This is a genomic window from Pseudomonas sp. FW507-12TSA, from assembly GCF_058781435.1.
Genome location: NZ_JBYSWT010000014.1, coordinates 27,274 through 47,583, shown reverse-complemented (window position 1 = coordinate 47,583; position 20,310 = coordinate 27,274). Strand labels below are relative to the sequence as shown.

Here is a 20,310-nt window from a genome sequence, read left to right as displayed (position 1 = left end):
GTCGGCGATCAGCGTGCTGAATACTTCTTCAACAGGTCGCAAGGTCAGGGCTAGGGTGGGAGCAAGCTGGCCACAACTATAAAAAGGCACGCCGCAATGACCGTCATGACTCGTTGTCCCGAGCGTTCCGGGTTCATGCCCCGTTTGTCCTCCCATCATGTCTCGCGCCAGCGCCTGAGTGCGCCGCTGCTGGCTTGCGCCGCGCGGGTACGCCTGCTGTGCGCACCGGCCGGTAGTGGCAAGACGGCTCTGCTCGTTGAATGCCTGTTGCAGGCGCCGGTTGGTTGCCGGGTCATCTGGTTGCCGTTGGGTGGAACTGCGCAGGCCCCCCGGCAATTGTGCCGCACCTTGGCCATGGCCCTGGGCCTTGCGGACGACACTGAAGAAGCGGTGCTGCAATGCCTGCTGCACCTGGACACGCCGTTATGGCTGTTCATCGACGACTACTGCCGAGCCAGCGCAACCGACCTCGACCTACTGCTGGATCGCTTGCTGGGCCTGGATAACCCGCAATTGAGCTGGTGGCTGGGTTGTCGCCGGCGTCCTCAGTGCAATTGGCCCCGGCTGTTGCTGGATGACCAGTTGGTCGAGCTTGCTGGGCCTGCCCTGGCCTTCAGCCAGGACGACATCGAACAGCTGCTGCGCCAGTTGCCGCAGCCGCTGTGCGGCCAGGCCGCCGGGCGCATCCTGCAACGCAGCGGTGGCTGGTGTGCCGGGGTACGCATTGCCCTGCTCGAGGGCAGCGAACTGGCCAGCCAGCCTTGCAAGCCTGGACGTCCCAACACTTTGCTGGAATACCTGGAACACGAGTTGTTCAGTGTGCTGCCCGAGGAACTGGCGCAAACCTGGCAAGTGCTGGCACACCTGCCACGGTTCAATACTTCGCTGTGCGAGCATTTGTTCGGTACAGGGGAGGGCGGCCAGTACTTGCGTACCCTTCAAGACCTGGGTTGTTTCATCGAGCCCTGGGTGGGTGGCGGTGGCTGGCTGCAGGTCTTTGCGCCCCTGGCTCGGTTGATGCGCGACGAATCCTGGCCCACTGGACGCTCCTGGCATCGGCGCGCCTGCCAGTGGTTCGTCGCCCGGCAAGATTGGCAATCGGCCTTCGAACATGCATTGCTGGCCGAAGAGTACGAGGTGGCAGTCAGCCTGCTGGAACATTTGAGTTTCGAGTTCCTGTTCCAGCAGCACAACGCGCTCTTGCTGTTGCAGTTGCATGAGCGCCAGGGGGCCGAACTGCTGCTGGGCAGTCCGCAGTCGGTGGCCTTGCTGGTGGGGGCGATGTTGTTCGCCGGGCGCTTCGAGCAGGCCGAGCAATGCATGGCGCAGATGGCCCGGTTCGCCCCCCAGCCTTCGGCCGCCGCCCAGGTCCAGCTGCTGGCCCGCTGGCAGGCCCAACAGGGCTGGCTGCTGCATCTGGAGGGGCGGATGGAGGCGGCGCGCGAGCATTTTCACCAAGCCCTGGCCGAACTGGCCGACAGTGCCTGGGTCACACGCTTGCTGTGCCTGTCGGGACTGACTCAGCAAGCACTGCTGGGAGGCGAGCTGGACGTGGCCCAGGCGCTGAATCGCGACGCCCTGTGCCTGGCCAGGGCTCATGACGCGCTGCTGTTCGAGGCCTTGCTGGAGCTGGATCACGCACAGTTGCTGGAGCAGCGTGGGGCGCCCCATCGGGCCGAAGTCTTGTTGGCGCAGGTGGCCGAGCGCCTGTGTGCTCAAGCCCTGCGAGCTGCACCGCTGCTGGGACGCATTGCCTTGCGTCGTGGTCGCCTGGCGCTGCGCCAGGGGCGGGAACCGCAAGCCGCCGGTTTTTTCCACAACGGCCTCGAGGATTGCCTGCACAGTCATGACAAGCGAGCCTTGTATGGTTTTATCGGCCTGGCCCAGCTGGCGGCCAATCAGCGCGACTATGCCCAGGCCTTCGTGCACTTGCGCGACGCCGAGCGGTTGATGCAGCAACGGCAGATTCCCGACACTGTGTATCGAGGCGTGCTGTTGCAGGTCAGCAGCCAGTTCTGGTTGCAGCAGGGACGCCCGGAACTTGCCCATGCGGCCTTGAGCCGGGTCGTGCGGCACATCCGCGGACCCGGAGCCTTGCAGGCGCCGCCGGCGACCCTGGAGATGATCCCGGGCATCGAGTACCTGCTGGTACTGGCCGAGGTTCACCTGGGATGCGCCCGGGAACCGGTGGCCAGGTTGCAACGGCTACTGGAACCCGCCCGGATCAATGGCATGCAGGGGCTGGAGACCGAGCTGTGGCTGGCCCTGGCCGAGGTGGCCCATCTGCAGGGGCTCCCGGAGTTGGCGGCCGAGGCATTGCTGGCCGGGCAAGCACTGGCGGTGCGCTGCAACTTGCCCCAGGCCATGCACGAATTGGGCTTGCGGCAACCGGCGATGATGCCGATGACCAGTGGGGCGGAGCCGGCCCGGGAGGATCACGACAGCCTGCTCAGCCTGCGTGAATTGCAGGTGCTGCAGTTGATTGCCCAGGGCTGCTCGAACCAGCAGATTGCCGAGCGCCTGTTCATATCCCTGCATACGGTCAAGACCCATGGTCGGCGCATCCACAGCAAACTTGGGGTGGAGCGGCGGACCCAGGCGGTGGCCAGGGCCCAGGCCCTGGGGCTGATGAACTGAGCGGCGGTTATCCCTGGGGCTGATAGCCCATGCGCCAGCTCACCGCACGACAGGCCGCCAGCAGGCGTTGCGCCGCCGGGCCGTTTTCGTCGGCATGGAACATCGAGGCCGGCCCGACCACCGTCAGCACCGCGGCGATCTTGCCAGTGGCATCGAACACCGGCGCGGACAGGGCATCGACCCCGGGCATCAGCAGCCCGTGGATGTGGTGCAGGCCGCGCTGGCGGATCTGCTCGGCCAGGGCATCGTGGACCTGGCTCTCGGCCAGGGGATGGGCGTCGGCCTCGGCCAGTTCCTCCTGGCGCAGGTCGAGGGTTTCCCGCAGCGGCAGGTAGGCGTTGAACACCAGCCCGGTGGACGAGCTGAGCAGCGGCAGCACCGAGCCCAACTGGGTGACCACGGTCATCGCCCGCACCGCGGGTTCGATGTGCACCACGGTGGCGCCCTGGTTGCCCCACACCGCGAGGAAACAGGTTTCGTTCAAGTCATCGCGCAGCTCGGCCAAGGGCAGGGCGGCGACTTTCAGCACATCCATGCTGCCCAGGGCCGCGAGACCCACCCGCAAGGCTTCGCGGCCCAGGCCATAGTGGTTGGTGGCGGTGTTCTGCTCGGCGAAGCCGCTGGCGATCAGTGCCTGCAGGTAGCGATGGACCTTGCTCGCAGGCATTTGCACATGCTCGGCCAGGCGCGAGAGGGACGTGGACGGCGAGAGTTCGGCAAGAGCCTTGAGGATGTCGGTGCCGACCTCGGCCGAGCGGACTTTCTGTTTACCGTTGCTGTCGCTGGTGCTGCGCGGCTTTTCCATGGAGGTGTAGGGGTCCCGTGACAAGTGGCGGTCTTTATAGCTTGACGCTCCTGGGCAATCAAATTACGTTATGCGTAATTGGATTACGATAAAAATAACCCAGGCGTGCCGATAACTCTTGCGAAGGAGTGGTGGGCCCCTGCCTATTCCAACTTCCAGGAGGCTCCATGAACCTCGATTCTTCGGCGTCCGCCCTCAGCTACCAATCCGGCTTCGGTAACGAATTTTCCAGCGAAGCCCTGCCAGGCGCACTGCCCGTCGGCCAGAACTCCCCGCAGAAAGCCCCCTACGGCCTGTACGCCGAATTGTTCTCCGGCACGGCCTTCACCATGACCCGCAGCGAAGCCCGGCGCACTTGGATGTACCGCATCCAGCCTTCGGCCAAGCACCCGTCCTTCACCCGTCTCGAACGCCAGTTGGCGGGCGGCGACCTGGGACAAGTGACGCCCAACCGCCTGCGTTGGAGCCCGTTGTCGATCCCGGCGGAGCCTACGGATTTCATCGATGGCCTGGTGGCCATGGTGGCCAACTCGCCGGCGCAGAAACCGGCCGGCATCAGTGTCTATCACTACCGCGCCAACCGCTCCATGGAGCGAGTGTTCTTCAACGCCGACGGCGAGTTGCTGCTGGTGCCCGAGCTGGGCCGCCTGCGCATCCTCACCGAACTGGGCGTGCTGGAGCTCGAACCGCTGGAGATCGCCGTGCTGCCGCGCGGCCTGAAGTTCCGCGTCGAGCTGTTGGACCCGCAAGCCCGTGGCTATATCGCCGAGAACCATGGCGCGCCGCTGCGCCTGCCCGACCTGGGGCCGATCGGCAGCAACGGCCTGGCCAACCCCCGGGACTTCCTGGCCCCGGTGGCCCATTACGAAGACCTGCGCCAGCCCACCGCCCTGGTCCAGAAGTACCTGGGTGAGCTCTGGGGCTGCGAGCTGGATCACTCGCCGCTGGACGTGGTGGCCTGGCACGGCAACAACGTGCCGTACAAATACGACCTGCGCCGTTTCAACACCATCGGCACCGTCAGCTTCGACCATCCGGACCCGTCGATCTTCACCGTCCTGACCTCGCCCACCAGCGTACCGGGCATGGCCAACCTGGATTTCGTGATCTTCCCGCCGCGCTGGATGGTGGCCGAGAACACCTTCCGTCCACCATGGTTCCACCGCAACCTGATGAACGAGTTCATGGGCCTGATCCAGGGTGCCTACGACGCCAAGGCCGAAGGCTTCCTGCCCGGCGGCGCTTCGCTGCACAGTTGCATGAGTGCCCATGGCCCGGATGGCGAGACCTGCACCAAGGCGATCAACGCCCAATTGCAGCCAGCCAAGATCGACAGCACCATGGCCTTCATGTTCGAGACCAGCCAGGTGCTGCGCCCGAGCCGTTTCGCCCTGGAATGCGCCGAACTGCAGAACGACTACGATGCTTGCTGGGCTTCGCTGCCCGTCACCTTCAACCCGAATCGGAGATAACCCATGACCTTGTCCACCATCACCCGCAGCTGGGTCGAGTCTGCCAACGGTCACCCCGACTTCCCGTTGCAGAACCTGCCCCTGGGCGTCTTCAGCACCCAGGGCTCGGCACCTCGCAGCGGCGTGGCCATCGGCGAGCAGATCCTGGATCTTGCGGCCGCGCTGGATGCCGGCCTATTCGAAGGCCCGGCCAAGGCCGCGGTGGAGGCTACCCGTGGTGGCCAGTTGAACGCCTTCTTCCAGCTCGGTCGCCCGGCCCGCGTGGCCCTGCGTGAGCGCCTGCTGGAACTGCTGGCCGAAGGCAGCAGCCTGCAAGGCAAGATCCAGGCCCTGGGGGCGAAGCTGCTGCCCCAGGCCACCGATTGCCAGATGCATGTGCCGGCCAGGATCAATGACTACACCGACTTCTACGTGGGCATCGAACATGCGCAGAACGTCGGCAAGCTGTTCCGCCCCGATAACCCCTTGCTGCCCAACTACAAGTACGTGCCGATCGGCTACCACGGTCGGGCCTCGACCATCCGCGCCTCCGGTGCCGACGTGCGCCGGCCCAAGGGCCAGACCCTGCCGGCCGGGCAGAGCGAGCCGACCTTCGGTCCTTGCGCGCGCCTGGACTACGAGCTGGAACTGGGGATCTGGATCGGCCAGGGCAACGAGCTGGGCGAGTCGATCGCCATTGGCGACGCCGCCGAGCACATCGCCGGTTTCTGCCTGCTCAACGACTGGTCGGCGCGGGATATCCAGGCTTGGGAATACCAACCGCTGGGGCCGTTCCTGTCCAAGAGCTTCATCACCAGCATCTCGCCCTGGGTGGTGACCGCCGAGGCCCTTGAGCCCTTCCGCAAGGCCCAGCCGGCGCGCCCCGAAGGCGACCCGCAACCACTGCCGTACCTGCTGGACAAGCGTGACCAGGCCAGTGGTGGCTTCGACATCGAGCTGGAAGTGCTGCTGCTGACCAAGACCATGCGCGAGCAGGGCTTGCCAGCCCATCGCCTGACCCTGAGCAACAGCCAGTACATGTACTGGACCGTGGCGCAGATGGTGGCGCACCACAGCGTCAACGGTTGCCAGTTGCAGGCCGGCGACCTGTTCGGTTCGGGCACCCTGTCCGGCCCGCAGAGCGGCCAGTTCGGCAGCCTGCTGGAGATCACCGAGGGCGGCAAGAAACCGGTCGAGCTGGCCACTGGCGAAGTGCGCAAGTTCCTCGAGGACGGCGACGAGATCATCCTGCGCGGGCGTTGCCGCCGCGAAGGCTTCGCTTCCATCGGCTTCGGCGAATGCCGGGGTACCGTCCAGCCAGCCCGCTAGCAGGCCGTTGAAAAACGTAGGCGAGGCAGCCAGCGCAAGGCAAAACAGGCGAAAAAGCGCAGTTTACGAGTGGTAAATGAGCATTTTGAGTCTGTTTTTAACGCAGCGATGACAACGCAGGTAGATTTTCAACGGCCCGCTAAGGGGAGTGCAGTATGGAGCTTTATACCTATTACCGTTCCACCGCGTCCTACCGGGTGCGGATCGCCCTGGGCCTCAAGGGCCTGGACTACCAGGCCATCCCGGTCAACCTGCTGGTGCCCAAGGGCGGCGCCAACCGCCTGCCTGAGTACCTGGAGATCAACCCCCAGGGCCGGGTTCCGGCCCTGCGTACCGACCAGGGCGACCTGCTGATCCAGTCGCTGGCGATCATCGAGTACCTGGAGGAGCGTTATCCACAGGTGCCGCTGTTGCCCGAGGACCTGGTCGGCCGTGCCCGTGCCCGGGCCGTGGCGTCCATCATCGGTTGCGACGTGCATCCCTTGCACAACTCCAGCACGCAGAACCTGCTGCGTGAATGGGGCCATGAGGAGGCGCAGTTGCTGGTGTGGATCGACCACTGGATCAGCCAGGGCCTGGCAGCCCTGGAACAACTGATCGGCGAGGCCGGCTTCTGCTTCGGCGAGCAGCCGGGACTGGCCGATGTGTTCCTGATCCCGCAGCTGTACGCCGCCGAGCGCTTCAAGGTGTCGTTGGAGGCCTACCCGCGGATTCGCCGGGTGGCCGCGCTGGCTGCCGAGCATCCGGCGTTCCAGGCCGCGCACCCGGCCAACCAGCCCGACACTCCGGCCTGACCCTGGGCGCCCTGGTCCAGGGCGCACCCGGCCCCTGCAGCCGCTTTGGAGCGGCTGCAGGATCTTGAGTCCCACCACCAGAGGATCTGCCCAGGCGCCTCTCGCATCACCTTCCATAACCATAAGAAACCGAACAGGGACCTTGCGATGCAAAACCAGATTGCCAGCTTTCGCGCTGCGCTCGACGCCCGCCCGGTGTCCGGCTACCAGTGGTCGTTGTTGTTGCTCCTCGCCTTGCTGCTGGTCACCGATGGCTACGACGCCCAGGTCCTGGGCTACGTGGTACCGGCCCTGGCCCAGGACTGGGGCCTGGAGAAAGCCGCCTTCGGCCCGGTGTTCAGTGCCAACCTGCTGGGCCTGACCCTGGGCTCCCTGGCGGTGACGCCCCTGGCGGATCGTTTCGGCGTGCGCCGGATCCTCCTGGGCTGCGTGCTGATCTACGCCAGCCTGACGGTGTTGATGGTGTTCAGCCAATCCCTGGACAGCCTCATGGCCGCGCGTTTTATCTGCGGTATTGGCATGGGTGGGGCGATGCCCAGCGCCATGGCGCTGATGTCCGAATATTCGCCGCCGCGCCTGCGCACCCTGATGGTGACCCTGGCCGCCTGCGGTTTCTCCTTCGGTGGTGCGGCCGGCGGTTTCGTCGCGGCCGGCTTCATCGATCGCTTCGGCTGGGAGGCGGTGTTCCTGGCGGGCGGCGTGACCCCGTTGCTGCTGTTCCCGTTCCTGCTCTGGCGCTTGCCCGAATCGCTGCCACGCCTGCTGCGCGATGCGCCACCCTATGCGCGCCTGCGCAAGCTCAGCGCGCGCATGCTGCCGGACTGGCAGCCGCCAGTGGCGAGCGGCGATGAGGGCCAGCAACAAACCGGTGGCAAGTTCACGGTGGTGGAACTGTTCCGCCAGGGGGATGCGCGGCCGACGCTGCTGATCTGGTCGACCTTCTTCGTCAGCCTGATCCTGCTGTATTTCATGATCAGCTGGCTGCCGACCCTGCTGCTGGAAAGCGGCCTGGCCTTGAAGCAGGCCAACCTGGTGACTTCGATGTTCCTGTTCGCCGGAACCTTGGGGGCGATCTGCATGGCCTGGGTCGCCGATCGTCTCAAGCGCAAGGTGCGGCTGTTGTCCGCAGTGCTCGCCCTGGCGGCGCTGTGCACCGTGCTGCTGGGGTTGAACCACGACAACCCGCGGTACCTGGTGGTGTTCGTGTTCGCCGCGGGCTTTTGCATCATCGGTGGGCAGCTGACCCTGAATGCCTTTGCCAGCAATTTCTATCCGGCCCAGGTGCGCGCCACCGGTACCGGCTGGGCGCTGGGAGTGGGGCGCTTCGGCTCGATCCTCGGGCCGCTGCTGGGCAGCATGTTGCTGGCGATGCATATCCCGGTGCAGCAGATTTTCTTCTTTTGCGCGGTGCCGGCCCTGCTGGCCGCGTTGCTGATCATCCGGGTGCGTGCACCCTCCGAAGGGAGCGACGACGGCACAGGCGCGGCGCAGCCGTTGCAGGCACCGCTCAAGTCCTGAGGGGAGAGCGGGTCAGCAGGCCAGGTGCTTGATCATCGGCACACAGGCCAGGGTCAGGCCCCGGGGTGACTGATACTGGGCGACGCGCTCGCCGACGAAGCCGCACTGGCGGTAGAAGTCCGCGGCATTCAGGGTCGAGTCCAGGATCAAGTGCGACAAGCCGGCCTGTAGGGCCTGCTGTTCGACGTAGTCCATCATCTGCCGGCCGATTCCACGGCCCATGTAGGCCGGGTCGACGAAGACCGCATCGACCTGGCCTGACTCAAGGTCGAGGATGGCACTGGCGGCGACCTGGCCGTCGATGACCGCCACATGCCCGCTGCTTTCCAGCCATTCGATGAAGGGCTGGCCAAGGTTGCCAGCGGTCCACACTTGCAGGTCGGCAGCCGGGTAGTACCCCGCGCATTGATGGTTGATGGCCTGGTTACGTATGTCGAAGACTCGTTGCGCGTCGCCGCCGTGGGCTTTTCTGATCAGCATGCTCGATCCATTCCTTGGAGTGGGCCGGCCATCATGCCTGGGCGCCAAAGGCGCTGTCATGCCTTGCCGGGCTCAGTGCACCACTTTGTTCGCCGGCGGCAGGTGCCCCAGGCGTTCGGTCAGGCGCAGGCGCTGGATCGGATCCTCGCTGAGCAGCAGGGCGCGTTCCAGGTCGAAGCGTTCGGCATTGGGGCATTCCAGGCGCTGGTAGAGGCTGGCCCGGGCCAGGTAGTCGGCGGCGTTGCCATCGCCCAATTCCAGCACCCGCTCGGCGTCGACCAGGGCGCCGAGCAAGTCGTCATGGGCCAGGTGCAACTGGCGCAGGTTGCGCGACAGGCGCTGGAACATCTGTCGTGGTTCGGCGCTGGCCAGGTGTTCGGCCTTGAGCTTGAGGTGATCGCCGTATTGGCGTTGCAGCAATTCGCGGCAGTCGTTGGGGTACAGGCGGCGCCCGCCGCAAGGGTCCAGCAGGTGGTCGGCGCCGGGCACCCGCAGCAGGAAGTGGCCGGGAAAATTCACCCCCACCAGGGGAATATGCAGCCGCTGCGCCAGTTCAAGGGCGATCAGGGCCAGGGCCAGGGGCTGCCCGCGACGCCGTTCGAGAACCTTGTCCATCAGTGCTGCCTGGGGCCGCAGCGGCAGGTACTCGTCCTGCTGGAATTCCAGGTCGTTCATCCGCCGCAGCAGGGGCTGGCCCAGTTCGCTGGCAGGCAGCGACGGCAGGCTGCCGCCGATCTGCTGCTGGATATGCTTGAACTCCTCCAGCAACTGGCCCGGCACCAGTTGTGGTTCGTGTTCGGCGGCGATCCATAGCGCGGCCTCCAGCAAGGCCGGTGGCGAGCGGTGCAGGCAGGCGAAAAAGGCTTGGCGCGGGTTCATGGCAACCTCCGGCGAATGCCTCGTTTTAGCCCCGTCCCGGCGCTTCGTCCAGTGTTGTGACCATCGCCATTGGTTATTTCTCCAAGGTTGCAAAGCCGGGCGGCTTATTCCTGCGCGGCGCAGCAATTTTCAGGCGCAAGCCTATACTGGCGACTACAAGAAGTGATTCGGGAGCCCGTCGATGTTCGCTCTCATGCACAGCACCCGCCTTGAATCGCTGCATCTGAGTATCGACCCCGCGACCGGGTTGAAAGCAGTGATCGCCATCCACGACAACCGCCTGGGGCCTGCCTTGGGCGGTTGTCGTTATCTGCCCTATCCCGACGATGCCAGTGCCGTGGCCGATGCGGCGCGCCTGGCCCAGGGCATGAGCTACAAGGCGGCGCTGGCCGGCCTGCCCCAGGGCGGCGGCACCGCCGTGATCATTCGCCCGGCCCATGTGGAGAATCGCGCAGCGTTGTTCGAAGCCTTCGGCCGTTGCGTCGAGCAACTGGACGGACGCTACATCACCGCCATCGACAGCGGCACCTCGGTGGCCGACATGGACTGCATCGCCCAGCAGACTCGTTACGTCACCAGTACCAGCGCCGCTGGCGACCCGGCGCCCCATGCGGCCATGGGGGTGTTCGCCGGTATTCGCAGCACTGCCATGGCACGCCTGGGCAGCGATAACCTCGAGGGCTTGCGGGTGGCGATCCAGGGCCTGGGCAATGTCGGTTATGCCCTGGCCGAGCAGTTGCATGCCGCTGGCGCCGAATTGCTGGTCAGCGACATCGACTCCGGCAAGGTCCAGCTGGCCATGGAACAGTTGGGCGCGCATCCGGTGGCCAACGACGCCTTGCTCAGCACCCCTTGCGACATCCTCGCGCCCTGTGGCCTGGGTGCGGTGCTCAATAGCCGCAGCGTGGCGCAGCTGCGCTGTTCGGCAGTGGCCGGTTCTGCCAACAACCAGCTGACCAACCTGCAGGTCGCCGACCAGCTGGAGCGGCGTGGCATCCTCTACGCTCCGGACTACGTGATCAATTCCGGAGGGCTGATCTACGTGTCGCTCAAGCACCATAACGAGGAACTGCCGGTGATCACCGCCCACCTGTCGCAGATCAGCCTGCGCCTTACCGAGATCTTCGCCCATGCCCAGGCGCAAAAGCGCTCGCCGGCACGCATCGCCGACGAATTGGCGGAGCGGGTGCTCTATCGCTAGGCAGCGGTAACCCGATGCTGGCTTTATGTAACATCGGTATCTGCAGCGGTTGGCGGGCAAGGGGCCAACCATCGCTGCGACCGACCACCCGGGGAATGCATTGGACGATGGCTGAAGTGCTCGACGACGGATTGGATCAACAGCTGACCCGGGTGCTGCACAGCGCTCTGGATCTTCAGGCGATCCGCCAGGTCCTGGTGTTGTACAGGGAGCGCGGGTTTTCAGCTCAGGCTGTATACGACCGTCTTGCCCACCTTCGGCTCGAGGCGGTTGGCGCTGAAGAAGAGCGCATCCTCGAGGCCATGGACATCGCGTCCGGGTATTGCCCGGCACGGTGCAGGGTGTGGGAACCTGCTCCGTGAGCGTGGCGAGTACGCAAAGGCGTTACAGGGCGAACGCCATCGGATGGCAACTCCATTCCCAGGCATGAAAAAAAGCCCTGTGTCGTGGACGCAGGGCTTTTTGATCGGGGCAAGCCTATTTCGCGGCCTTGGCCGCTTTCGCCGGCTTGGCTGGCGCCTCCACCTCGACGGGCTGCTCCTTCTCGACCGGCGCCACGGCTGGCGCCGTTTCGCTGAGCAGTTCGTTCAGCGCATCCGGCTGGCTCTTGAAGGCCTTGGCGAATACATCACGATTCTTGGCCATGTAGATGCCGGCTTCTTCCACTTGTTGCTCGGTCAGCGACGGCACCGCTTTTTGCAGCACCTGCGCCAGCACTTCAGCCAGTTCGAGCATCTTGTCATGACGGTCAGCTTCGGCTTTATCCATGAACAAGCGCTCCAGATCTCGGCTGCTGCGGTATACCACTTCGACGGCCATTCACCACCTCACATGCCTTCACGATAATGGGTCGGTACAAATACTGTATCGATATACAGGTTCGAGAGAATAGGCGAAACCTTTTCCCTTGGATAGTGGCTTTTCAATGTAGACGGATTTTTTTCCCCGGCCATCGATCCCAGCAGTAGTTGCTGTCAGGTACGTGCCTCGTCGGCAATGCTCGCCATCTCAATGACGCGCCCCTGGCCTTTTTTCTGCATGCAGGACAACCGTCACGTCCCTTGCGCATCATCCGGTCGAAACGACCTAAGGAATAACCATCGTGAAAATCAATTGGGCCGAAAACCTGCGGCAGAACGTCCATCAGTTGGCCGAGTCCCTGGGCAACCTGTTCGTCGAATCGTTCCACTACCTGGCGCTGTTCGCCATCGGCGCGGTGACCGCCTGGGCGGCGGTGATGGAATTCCTGCAGATGCTCGAGGAAGGCCACATCAAGATCGACGACATCCTGCTGCTGTTCATCTACCTGGAATTGGGCGCGATGGTCGGTATCTACTTCAAGACCAACCACATGCCGGTGCGTTTCCTGATCTACGTGGCGATCACGGCATTGACCCGGCTGCTGATCTCCAACGTCTCCCACCACAATCCGCCGGACCTGGGGATCATCTACCTGTGCGGCGGCATCCTGCTGTTGGCCTTTGCCGTGCTGGTGGTGCGCTACGCGTCCTCGCAATTTCCCTCGGTGAAGATCGAACACCCGCACCGCAAGGTCGGCGAGGGTTCCAGCGAGCACCCGGAAGTGGAGAAAGGCGAGATCTAGTGAGGTCGCGCCTGCGCCTGGGCTGCCTGGTTTGCCGGTGGCGGCAGGGGTAGGCGGTCGCCGTTGGTCATGGCCTGGAGGATCGCCATGGCGCTGTGGCCTTGCTCGATGGCGATACCGAACTGGATGCTCTGTACCAGGCGTTCGATGCGTTGCGGGTCGCTGCGCTGGGCCGAGCTGATCAGGCGCTTGGCCACCACCTGGCCGGCCTGGGACAGGGTCAGCATCATGCTGCCGTCCAGGCCCTGGATGCTCAGGTTGACCTGGTATTGGGGAGCGAAAGTGTCGGTAATCAATTGCAATGGGTTGTCCATGTCGCGTCACCGCCTGCTGGGATCGTGCAGACATTGACCGGCCGGGTGCGAGATTAGTTCGCAATTGCGGACCACTGGCCGGTCGTTCGTCGAGGCTTGCCGGCATCCGTGCGCCTCTCGGGCGATCAAGCAAGGGGCATGCCGCGGTCGGCGCCGGCCAATGAATCCGGGAGCAAAAAAAAGCGGACCGCAAGGTCCGCTTTTTCGTTGTCGCCCCGTTTCAGGGCAGGAAGGAGAAGATGATCGCCGACAGTGCGATCAGCCCGATCAGTACCACGAACAGATTCGACAGCTGGCCCGAGTACTGGCGCAGCGACGGTACGCGCTGGATCGCATACATCGGCATCAGGAACAGCAGGCAGGCGATCACCGGGCCGCCCAGGGTCTCGATCATGCCCAGGATGCTCGGGTTGAAGGTCGCCACTGCCCAGCAGCTGAGCACCATGAACAACGCGGTGAGCTTTTCCAGGTGGCTGGAGGACAGGGCGCGGCCGCGACCGCGCAGGCTTTTCACGATCAGCCCCTGGAAGCCTTCGCTGGCGCCGATGTAGTGGCCCAGGAACGACTTGGTAATGGCTACCAGCGCGATCAGTGGCGCGGCGTAGGCGATGACCGGGGTCTGGAAGTGGTTGGCCAGGTACGACAGGATCGAGATGTTCTGCGCCTTGGCCGCGGCCAGGTCCGCCGGCGACAGGGCCAGCACGCAACTGAAGCAGAAGAACATCACCGTCAGCACCATCATGGCGTGGGCCATGGCCAGGATGCCGCTGCTCTTGCGTTCGGCCTGCTGGCCATAGTGGCGCTTCTGGTCCACGGCGAAGGCCGAGATGATCGGCGAGTGGTTGAACGAAAACACCATCACCGGGATCGCCAGCCACAGGGTCTTGAGGAACAGCGGCATGGGCATGCCGTCGCCGGCCGAGGCGAAGAACGCGCCGTTCCAGTTGGGGATCAGGCTCAGGGCCAGCAACAGCAGGGCGGCGACGAAAGGGTAGACCAGCAGGCTCATGGCCCGCACGATCACGTCCTGGCCGCAGCGCACGATGGCCATCAGGCCCAGGATCAGCAACAGCGACAGCACCGCCCGCGGCGGCGGGGCCATGTGCAACTGGTGTTCCATAAAGCTGCCCAGGGTGTTGGTCAGGGCCACGCTGTACACCAGCAGGATCGGGAAGATGGCGAAGAAGTAGAGCAAGGTGATCAGCTTGCCGGCGCCGACCCCGAAGTGTTCTTCCACCACCTCGGTGATGTCCCCGGAGCGTCCGGACAGGACGAAGCGGGTCAGCCCACGGTGGGCGAAGAAGGTCATGGGGAAGGCCAGCAGTGCCAGCACGATCATCGGCCAGAAGCCGCCGACCCCGGCGTTGATCGGCAGGAACAGGGTGCCGGCGCCGATGGCGGTGCCATACAGGCCGAGCATCCAGGTGGTGTCGTGCTTGCTCCAGCCCCGGGAGGCTGTCGCGCTGTCGCGGGGTGTCGCTACGGCAGGATTTTGAGTAGCAGGTGTGGGTACATCGGTCATCGGTATCGCCTCGTTATTATTCTTGCTCGGGCTCACGTGTTACGGACGGTCAGGGAAGGCTCCTCAGCATTCCACCCAGCTCACCGCCAGGCCGCCCCGTGAAGTCTCTTTGTATTTGTCATGCATGTCGGCGCCGGTATCGCGCATGGTGCGGATCACCCGGTCCAGGGAAATGAAATGCTGGCCATCGCCGCGCAGGGCCATCTGGGTGGCGTTGATCGCCTTCACCGCGGCAATCGCGTTGCGCTCGATGCAGGGCACTTGCACCAGGCCGCCCACCGGATCGCAGGTCAGGCCGAGGTTGTGCTCAAGGCCGATCTCGGCGGCGTTTTCCAGTTGTTCCGGGGTAGCTCCCAGGACTTCCGCCAGGCCGGCTGCGGCCATGGCGCAGGCCGAACCCACTTCGCCCTGGCAGCCGACTTCGGCGCCGGAGATCGAGGCGTTCTTCTTGCACAGGATGCCCACCGCGGCGGCGCCGAGGAAAAAGCTCACGACATCGTCGTCGCAGGCTTGCGGGTTGAATTTCATGTAGTAGTGCAGCACCGCCGGGATGATCCCCGCCGCGCCGTTGGTGGGGGCGGTGACCATGCGTCCGCCGGCGGCGTTCTCTTCGTTCACCGCCAGGGCGTAGAGGTTGACCCACTCCATGGCCGACAGTGTCGAGGTGATGACGTTGGGCTTGCCGATCTCCAGCAGGTTGCGATGCAGCTTGGCGGCGCGGCGTGGCACGTCGAGACCGCCGGGCAGGATGCCTTCGTGGCTCAGGCCCTGTTCCACGCATTCGCGCATCACCGACCAGATGTGCAGCAGGCCGCTGCGGATCTCGGCGTCACTGCGCCAGGCCCGCTCGTTGGCCATCATCAACTCGCCGACCCGCAGGTTGTGGGTCTTGCACAGGGCCAGCAGCTCGGCGGCGCTGTTGAAGTCGTAGGGCAGTTGCACGCTGGCGCCGGCTTCGTTCCCGGCCTCGACCTGCGCAGCCTCGACGATGAAACCACCGCCCACCGAGTAGTAGGTCTGTTCCAGCAGGGCGCCGTGTTCGCCCAGGGCGACCAGGGTCATGGCGTTGGGGTGGTAGGGCAGGCTCTCGTCCAGCAGGAGCAAGTCCTGCCGCCAATCGAAGGCGATGCTCGAGCGACCGCCCAGCAGCAACTGGCCGCTTTCGCGCAGTTGCTGGATGCGTGGACCGATGCTGCGCGGATCGATGCTGTCCGGCCATTCGCCCATCAGGCCCATGACGCTGGCGCGGTCGGTAGCGTGGCCGACACCGGTGGCGGAGAGGGAGCCGTAGAGGCGGATCTGCACTCGCCGCACCTGCTCTTGCAGGCCCTGCTCGAACAGCGCCTGGGCAAAGGTCGCGGCGGCGCGCATCGGGCCGACGGTATGGGAACTGGACGGACCGATGCCAACTTTGAACAGATCGAAAACACTGATAGCCATGCTAAAGCCTTACAAGCAATGGAAGGTAGATCGCTGCCATTTTTTGTAGGCCAAGCGCAATGTCGGCGATACTGCCAACCTCGGTCAGCAGTGACCAACGAAATTTTCTAAGAGATCCTTTAGCAGGACTAAACGATGAGCCGTCAGTTTCATGCCCAGACCTATGTCTGGCTGCATGTGTTTTCCTGTGCCGCGCGGCACCTGTCCTTCACCCGCTGTGCCGAGGAGTTGCACATCACTCCCGGGGCGGTGAGCCAGCAGATCCGCCAGCTCGAAGAGCGCCTGGGGTTTCGCCTGTTCCACCGCCGGGCCCGGGGTGTCGAACTCAGCGCCGAGGGCCAGCGCCTGGCCCTGACAGTGAGCGAGGCCTACGGCAGCATCGACGCCGAATTGCGCCGCCTGGATGCGGGCATGATCGGCGGTACCTTGCGCCTGCGCTCGATCCCCTCGTTCCTCGGCAAGTGGCTGACCCCGCGTTTGCCGCGCCTGCAGCAGCGCTACCCGGAGATCCAGTTGCGGCTGGTGGCGGAGGACAGCAGCGTGGCGCTGCATGAGGGTGACTTCGACCTGGCCATCGACCTGAACGACGGCAGCTATCCGGGCCTGCAATCCACCGCCCTGCTGGACGAGCAGATCTTCCCGGTGTGCGCGCCGAGCCTGCTGCGTGGGCGGCCACCGTTGCACGGGCCGGCGGACCTGGCGCACTTTCCGCTGCTGCACGACATCACTGCCTGGCGTGGCAGCTACGAATATGCCGAATGGGAGTTCTACCTCAATGCCATCGGCTTCGAAGGCGCCGATGTGCGTCGCGGCCATACCTTCAACCGCAACCACCTGACCATCGAAGCGGCGATCGCCGGCATGGGTGTGGCGATCGCCCGGCGCACCCTGCTCAACGACGAGCTGGAGCGCGGCACCCTGATCGTGCCGTTCGGCCTCGCGGTGCCCAATCACAAGCGTTACGTGCTGCTTTATGCGCCAGGCGCACTGAGCCACCCCGGGGTGCGGGCGGTGCATGACTGGCTGGTGGAGGAAGCGGAGATATTTCGCGGCCTGCACCCCCTGGGAGAGGGGCAGGAATGAGCTGTTTCAAGCCGTGACGCAAGCGCGGCTGACTCCCCACACTAACAGCGCCCTGGCGGTTTGTCCGGCTTTATTTGCGTATGAATATTTATATTTTTCCAGGGGTTGAAATGTTCTTCGCCGTGCCTAATTGTGTAATCAAGAGGTCACGAAATGCTGGTCAAAGCCAGGTTCCAGGCCTCTTGCGAGCAAGCTGAAATAAGGGAAGAACTATGCAAATCCAAGTCCATAGCGATAACCATATTCAAAGCAGCCTTCGGATGGAGGAGTGGGTGCGCAGCACCGTTGAAAGCACGCTCGAACGTTACGAGGAAGACCTGACCCGGGTGGTGGTCCATCTGCGTGACGAGAACGGCGGCAAGTCGGGTCCCGATGACCTGCGTTGCCAGCTCGAGGCCCGGCCCAAGGGGCACCAGCCGATTTCCGTGACCCACAAGGCCGATACCCTGGAGCAGGCCATCGACGGCGCCACCGTCAAGCTGGAAAGTGCCCTGGAGCACATGTTCGGCAAGTTGCGCGCCAAGCGCCCGGCAGCAGTGTCCGACAATGACGGCAGCGAGGCGGATGCCCTGCTCGAAGAAGAATTCCTGGAAAACCAGCAAGCTGCGCTCAATAGCTGATAGCTGGATTTTCCCTCGACCCGACGGGCCTGCATTGCAGGCCCGTTTTCTTTTGTGGGGCCTTAGAACGCGACCGACGTCTGCACGTACAGGGTCCGCGGCTCGCCCACGTACTTGCCCTTGTTGTTGTCGTCGAAGGAGCGGGTGAAGTACTGGTGGTTGAAGATGTTCTTCACCCCCACCGCCACGTTCAGGTCCGACAGTTGCGGCCCGAAGTCATAGCCGGCGCGGGTGCTGAACAGCATGTAGCCGGGAATGCGTCCATTGCTGCCGTCGAGGCTTTCGCGGGAGGTGTTGGCGTTGTCGGCGAACTGGCTGCTCTGGTAGCTGCTGTCGAAGTTGAGCTTCCACGGACCTTCGGTGTAGCTCACCCCCAGGGTGCCCTTGTGCTTGGATGAGAAGGGCACGCGATTGCCTTTGTTCGGCCCGTCCTCGCGGATGGTGGCGTCGACGTAGGCATAGGTGGCATAGACATTGAACCCGGCCAATGCCGGATCCAGGCCGTCGAGGGCGTAGTTGATGCTGCTCTCGATGCCCTGGTGCCGCGTTTGCCCGCGGGCGATCACCGTATCGTTGGTCTGGTTGCTGTCGTACTGGTTGTCGAAGTTGATCAGGAAGGCGCCCAGCTCGGCGCGCAGGGTGCCATCGTCGTAGCGAGTGCCGATTTCCCAGGTGCGGGCCTTTTCCGGCTTCACCTCACCGCTGGCCACCCGGTTGGGCATCTGGCTGTACTGCACGCTGCCGAACGAGCCCTCGGTGTTGGCGTAGAGATTCCAGTTTTCGTCGACGTGGTACATCACGTTCAACGCCGGCAGCGCGGTGTTGTAGTTGCCCTTGTACTTGACGTTGCTGAGGTTGTTGCTTTGCTGCGACTCGATCATTTCGTAGCGGATGCCCGGGGTCAGGGTCCACTTGCCGATATCGATGCGGTCATCGACGAACAATGCGTGGGCCTCGGTGCCGCCACGGGTGTCGCGGTCGTTGCGGCTGTTGCGGGTGGGCAGCTGCTGGTTGGCGCTGATGGGCGTGCGGTAGCGCAGCTCGTGCCCGGCTTCGTTGATGTAGCGATAGCCGATCCCGACTTCGTGGCTACTGTTGCCCAGGTCGAAACCCTGGGCGAGGCGCGTCTCCAGGCCGCGCACCCAGTACTCCCGGGGCGACAGGGAGAGGAAGCTGCCCTGATCCAGGTAGCCGCTGCGCAGGGTCTTGGTGAAGAAACTGTTGACGGTGAATTCGCGGCGATCCTCCTGGTAGCGATAGCCGAGGTTGAACATCGTCCGCCGGCCCCAGAACTTGTCGTAGGGGCGGGTCGATTGGTAAGGGTTGGCCTTGTAGTCCGCCACGTTGAGGCCGCCGGGCATGTCGGCCTCGCCTTCATAGTATTGGGCCATGGCGTTGAGGCTGTTGGCTTCGTCGAGCTGGTACTTGCCCTTGAGGATCAGGTCGTCGATCCGCGTGCCGCTATGTTCGCGCCAATCGCCGCCGCGGGTGCCGGAGTACAGCAGCGCGCCGCCCAGGCCATTGTCGGCTGTGCCGCCAGCCAGCAGGTTGGCGCTGGTCTTGAAACCGTCATGGCTGGAGGAGGGGCTGGTCTCGGTCTGGAAGCCGCCCTTGAAGGTCGGCGTCTCGGGAATCGCCCGGGTCACGAAGTTGACGATGCCGCCGACGTTCTGCGGGCCGTAGCGCACGGCACCGCCGCCGCGCACCACGTCCACGGCGTCCATGTTGCCCATGCTGATGGGCGCGAACGAGAGCTGGGGCTGGCCATAAGGGGCGAACGGCACCGGGATGCCATCCATCAGCACCGTGGAGCGCGAAGCCAGGCGTGGGTTGAGCCCGCGGATGCCGAAGTTCAGCGCCATGTCATGGCTGCCGGTGCCGTTGTTGTCCGGTGCGTTGACCCCGGGAATCCGGTTGAGCACGTCCCGCGCCTGGGTGGCGCCCTGGCGCTCGAACTCTTCACGGCGGATCACGTCCCGCGCCCCGGCATGCTCGAAGACATCGACCTGGCGGGCATCGCCCAGCCAATCGCCAACCACGCTGGAGGCGCCCAGTTGCAGGGTGGCCGGTGCTGCCCCGGGTGTTGCCGGTTGCAGGCTGAAGGCATTGCCGCCCTCGGCCCGGGCTTGCAGGCCAGTACCCTGCAGGAGGATCTGCAAGGCCTGTTCGGGGCTGTATTGCCCATCCAGGCCGTGGCTCTGCACACCACTGGTGAGTTGCGAGCCGAAGGAAATCAGCACGCCTGCTTCACGGCCGAACTGGTTCAGCGCGCTTTCCAGGGACATCGGGGCGATGTGGTAGGACTTGCCCGCAACCTCGGCGGCCTGGAGCTGGGACAGGCTGGCCAGGCCCAGGCTGGCCCCCAGCAGCAGGTGACGCAGTGAGCGGGCCAGGGGCGTGGGGCGAGAGGGTTGCTGAGTCATCGATGGCGATCCTGAGAAGGAAGAATCAAGGTGGCTTTCCCTTCTTGTCACCCGAGCCTGGCAAAACGGCTCATGTCTCATCAAAAAAATGTTCCAGTGGTGTACAGACGGGTTGTCTATCGCTTCGTGTAGCCGCTGCCGCAGGCTGCGCACGGTTGGGCACGAGCCGCTGGATCTGGCGGCCGCTGCGCGCCTGTGTGCAACCTCGCCG

The 20,310-nt window shown here is 64.4% G+C and carries 17 protein-coding genes and 1 pseudogene; 10 read left to right on the top strand and 8 right to left on the bottom strand.

Going from position 1 to position 20,310, the window contains the following annotated elements:
* Window positions 1-96 precede the first annotated feature (96 nt).
* Complete coding sequence (locus tag AC3WK8_RS15045) at window positions 97-2,637, top strand: helix-turn-helix transcriptional regulator (protein ID WP_085596281.1); 2,541 nt, start codon at window positions 97-99, stop codon at window positions 2,635-2,637.
* A 7-nt stretch (window positions 2,638-2,644) separates the two neighbouring features.
* Here AC3WK8_RS15045 and AC3WK8_RS15040 read toward each other — a convergent pair whose 3' ends face one another.
* Window positions 2,645-3,442, bottom strand: coding sequence for an IclR family transcriptional regulator (locus AC3WK8_RS15040; protein WP_103324999.1), 798 nt, complete (start codon window positions 3,440-3,442; stop codon window positions 2,645-2,647).
* Window positions 3,443-3,609: 167 nt separating this feature from the next.
* On the opposite strand from AC3WK8_RS15040, the gene hmgA reads away from it, so the two are divergent.
* The 4 genes from hmgA to AC3WK8_RS15020 all read left to right on the top strand — a co-directional run bounded on the left by hmgA (window position 3,610) and on the right by AC3WK8_RS15020 (window position 8,534).
* On the top strand, window positions 3,610-4,914 hold the full coding sequence (gene hmgA, locus AC3WK8_RS15035; protein ID WP_103324998.1) for a homogentisate 1,2-dioxygenase: 1,305 nt from the start codon (window positions 3,610-3,612) through the stop codon (window positions 4,912-4,914).
* A gap of 3 nt (window positions 4,915-4,917) precedes the next feature.
* Complete coding sequence (gene fahA / locus AC3WK8_RS15030; RefSeq protein ID WP_103324997.1) at window positions 4,918-6,222, top strand: fumarylacetoacetase; 1,305 nt, start codon at window positions 4,918-4,920, stop codon at window positions 6,220-6,222.
* Between the two features lie 155 nt (window positions 6,223-6,377).
* Window positions 6,378-7,016: a maleylacetoacetate isomerase gene (gene maiA, locus AC3WK8_RS15025; RefSeq protein WP_103324996.1), complete on the top strand. Its 639-nt coding sequence runs from the start codon at window positions 6,378-6,380 to the stop codon at window positions 7,014-7,016.
* Window positions 7,017-7,163: 147 nt separating this feature from the next.
* Window positions 7,164-8,534, top strand: a complete 1,371-nt coding sequence (locus AC3WK8_RS15020) for an MFS transporter (protein WP_103324995.1) — start codon at window positions 7,164-7,166, stop codon at window positions 8,532-8,534.
* 12 nt (window positions 8,535-8,546) lie between these two features.
* Here AC3WK8_RS15020 and AC3WK8_RS15015 read toward each other — a convergent pair whose 3' ends face one another.
* Both AC3WK8_RS15015 and AC3WK8_RS15010 read right to left on the bottom strand, forming a co-directional pair.
* Complete coding sequence (locus tag AC3WK8_RS15015) at window positions 8,547-9,014, bottom strand: GNAT family N-acetyltransferase (RefSeq protein WP_103324994.1); 468 nt, start codon at window positions 9,012-9,014, stop codon at window positions 8,547-8,549.
* A gap of 72 nt (window positions 9,015-9,086) precedes the next feature.
* Window positions 9,087-9,893, bottom strand: a complete 807-nt coding sequence (locus tag AC3WK8_RS15010) for a SirB1 family protein (protein WP_022642376.1) — start codon at window positions 9,891-9,893, stop codon at window positions 9,087-9,089.
* 181 nt (window positions 9,894-10,074) lie between these two features.
* Between AC3WK8_RS15010 and AC3WK8_RS15005 the strand changes: the two genes are divergently transcribed.
* Together AC3WK8_RS15005 and AC3WK8_RS15000 are read left to right on the top strand one after the other, a co-directional pair.
* Window positions 10,075-11,094 (top strand): Glu/Leu/Phe/Val dehydrogenase family protein, encoded by a 1,020-nt coding sequence (locus AC3WK8_RS15005; protein ID WP_085596276.1) that lies wholly within the window; start codon window positions 10,075-10,077, stop codon window positions 11,092-11,094.
* Between the two features lie 107 nt (window positions 11,095-11,201).
* Entirely contained in the window at window positions 11,202-11,456 is a 255-nt protein-coding gene (locus AC3WK8_RS15000; protein ID WP_022642378.1) for a hypothetical protein, read from the top strand.
* Window positions 11,457-11,658: 202 nt separating this feature from the next.
* On the opposite strand, the pseudogene AC3WK8_RS14995 reads toward AC3WK8_RS15000, so the two are convergent.
* A pseudogene (locus AC3WK8_RS14995) lies at window positions 11,659-11,913 on the bottom strand (YebG family protein); the annotation flags it as partial.
* Window positions 11,914-12,196: 283 nt separating this feature from the next.
* Between AC3WK8_RS14995 and AC3WK8_RS14990 the strand changes: the two are divergent.
* Window positions 12,197-12,697, top strand: a complete 501-nt coding sequence (locus AC3WK8_RS14990; RefSeq protein WP_103324993.1) for a phosphate-starvation-inducible protein PsiE — start codon at window positions 12,197-12,199, stop codon at window positions 12,695-12,697.
* On the opposite strand, the gene AC3WK8_RS14985 is transcribed toward AC3WK8_RS14990, so the two are convergent.
* The 3 genes from AC3WK8_RS14985 to AC3WK8_RS14975 form a co-directional block, all read right to left on the bottom strand.
* Window positions 12,694-13,011: a DUF3509 domain-containing protein gene (locus AC3WK8_RS14985; protein ID WP_085596274.1), complete on the bottom strand. Its 318-nt coding sequence runs from the start codon at window positions 13,009-13,011 to the stop codon at window positions 12,694-12,696. The genes AC3WK8_RS14990 and AC3WK8_RS14985 overlap by 4 nt on opposite strands.
* 220 nt (window positions 13,012-13,231) lie before the next feature.
* Window positions 13,232-14,533: a serine/threonine transporter gene (locus AC3WK8_RS14980; protein WP_103324992.1), complete on the bottom strand. Its 1,302-nt coding sequence runs from the start codon at window positions 14,531-14,533 to the stop codon at window positions 13,232-13,234.
* A gap of 63 nt (window positions 14,534-14,596) precedes the next feature.
* A complete protein-coding gene (locus AC3WK8_RS14975; RefSeq protein ID WP_103324991.1) occupies window positions 14,597-15,973 on the bottom strand; it encodes an L-serine ammonia-lyase in 1,377 nt (458 codons plus the stop codon).
* 135 nt (window positions 15,974-16,108) lie between these two features.
* On the opposite strand from AC3WK8_RS14975, the gene AC3WK8_RS14970 reads away from it, so the two are divergent.
* The gene (locus AC3WK8_RS14970) at window positions 16,109-17,056 is read left to right on the top strand and encodes a LysR substrate-binding domain-containing protein (protein WP_053134202.1); all 948 of its coding nucleotides are present in this window, start codon (window positions 16,109-16,111) and stop codon (window positions 17,054-17,056) included.
* A 212-nt stretch (window positions 17,057-17,268) separates the two neighbouring features.
* Window positions 17,269-17,676: an HPF/RaiA family ribosome-associated protein gene (locus AC3WK8_RS14965; RefSeq protein ID WP_031320917.1), complete on the top strand. Its 408-nt coding sequence runs from the start codon at window positions 17,269-17,271 to the stop codon at window positions 17,674-17,676.
* 62 nt (window positions 17,677-17,738) lie between these two features.
* Here AC3WK8_RS14965 and fecA read toward each other — a convergent pair whose 3' ends face one another.
* Window positions 17,739-20,099, bottom strand: coding sequence for a TonB-dependent Fe(3+) dicitrate receptor FecA (gene fecA / locus AC3WK8_RS14960; RefSeq protein WP_103324990.1), 2,361 nt, complete (start codon window positions 20,097-20,099; stop codon window positions 17,739-17,741).
* Between the last annotated feature and the right edge of the window lie 211 nt (window positions 20,100-20,310).

Bases quoted from the DNA above. Each gene is read 5' to 3' on its own strand.
- AC3WK8_RS15045 (WP_085596281.1), top strand. From the start codon at position 97: ATGACCGTCATGACTCGTTGTCCCGAGCGTTCCGGGTTCATGCCCCGT.
- AC3WK8_RS15040 (WP_103324999.1), bottom strand. From the start codon at position 3,442: ATGGAAAAGCCGCGCAGCACCAGCGACAGCAACGGTAAACAGAAAGTC.
- hmgA (WP_103324998.1), top strand. From the start codon at position 3,610: ATGAACCTCGATTCTTCGGCGTCCGCCCTCAGCTACCAATCCGGCTTC.
- fahA (WP_103324997.1), top strand. From the start codon at position 4,918: ATGACCTTGTCCACCATCACCCGCAGCTGGGTCGAGTCTGCCAACGGT.
- maiA (WP_103324996.1), top strand. From the start codon at position 6,378: ATGGAGCTTTATACCTATTACCGTTCCACCGCGTCCTACCGGGTGCGG.
- AC3WK8_RS15020 (WP_103324995.1), top strand. From the start codon at position 7,164: ATGCAAAACCAGATTGCCAGCTTTCGCGCTGCGCTCGACGCCCGCCCG.
- AC3WK8_RS15015 (WP_103324994.1), bottom strand. From the start codon at position 9,014: ATGCTGATCAGAAAAGCCCACGGCGGCGACGCGCAACGAGTCTTCGAC.
- AC3WK8_RS15010 (WP_022642376.1), bottom strand. From the start codon at position 9,893: ATGAACCCGCGCCAAGCCTTTTTCGCCTGCCTGCACCGCTCGCCACCG.
- AC3WK8_RS15005 (WP_085596276.1), top strand. From the start codon at position 10,075: ATGTTCGCTCTCATGCACAGCACCCGCCTTGAATCGCTGCATCTGAGT.
- AC3WK8_RS15000 (WP_022642378.1), top strand. From the start codon at position 11,202: ATGGCTGAAGTGCTCGACGACGGATTGGATCAACAGCTGACCCGGGTG.
- AC3WK8_RS14985 (WP_085596274.1), bottom strand. From the start codon at position 13,011: ATGGACAACCCATTGCAATTGATTACCGACACTTTCGCTCCCCAATAC.
- AC3WK8_RS14980 (WP_103324992.1), bottom strand. From the start codon at position 14,533: ATGACCGATGTACCCACACCTGCTACTCAAAATCCTGCCGTAGCGACA.
- AC3WK8_RS14975 (WP_103324991.1), bottom strand. From the start codon at position 15,973: ATGGCTATCAGTGTTTTCGATCTGTTCAAAGTTGGCATCGGTCCGTCC.
- AC3WK8_RS14970 (WP_053134202.1), top strand. From the start codon at position 16,109: ATGAGCCGTCAGTTTCATGCCCAGACCTATGTCTGGCTGCATGTGTTT.
- AC3WK8_RS14965 (WP_031320917.1), top strand. From the start codon at position 17,269: ATGCAAATCCAAGTCCATAGCGATAACCATATTCAAAGCAGCCTTCGG.
- fecA (WP_103324990.1), bottom strand. From the start codon at position 20,099: ATGACTCAGCAACCCTCTCGCCCCACGCCCCTGGCCCGCTCACTGCGT.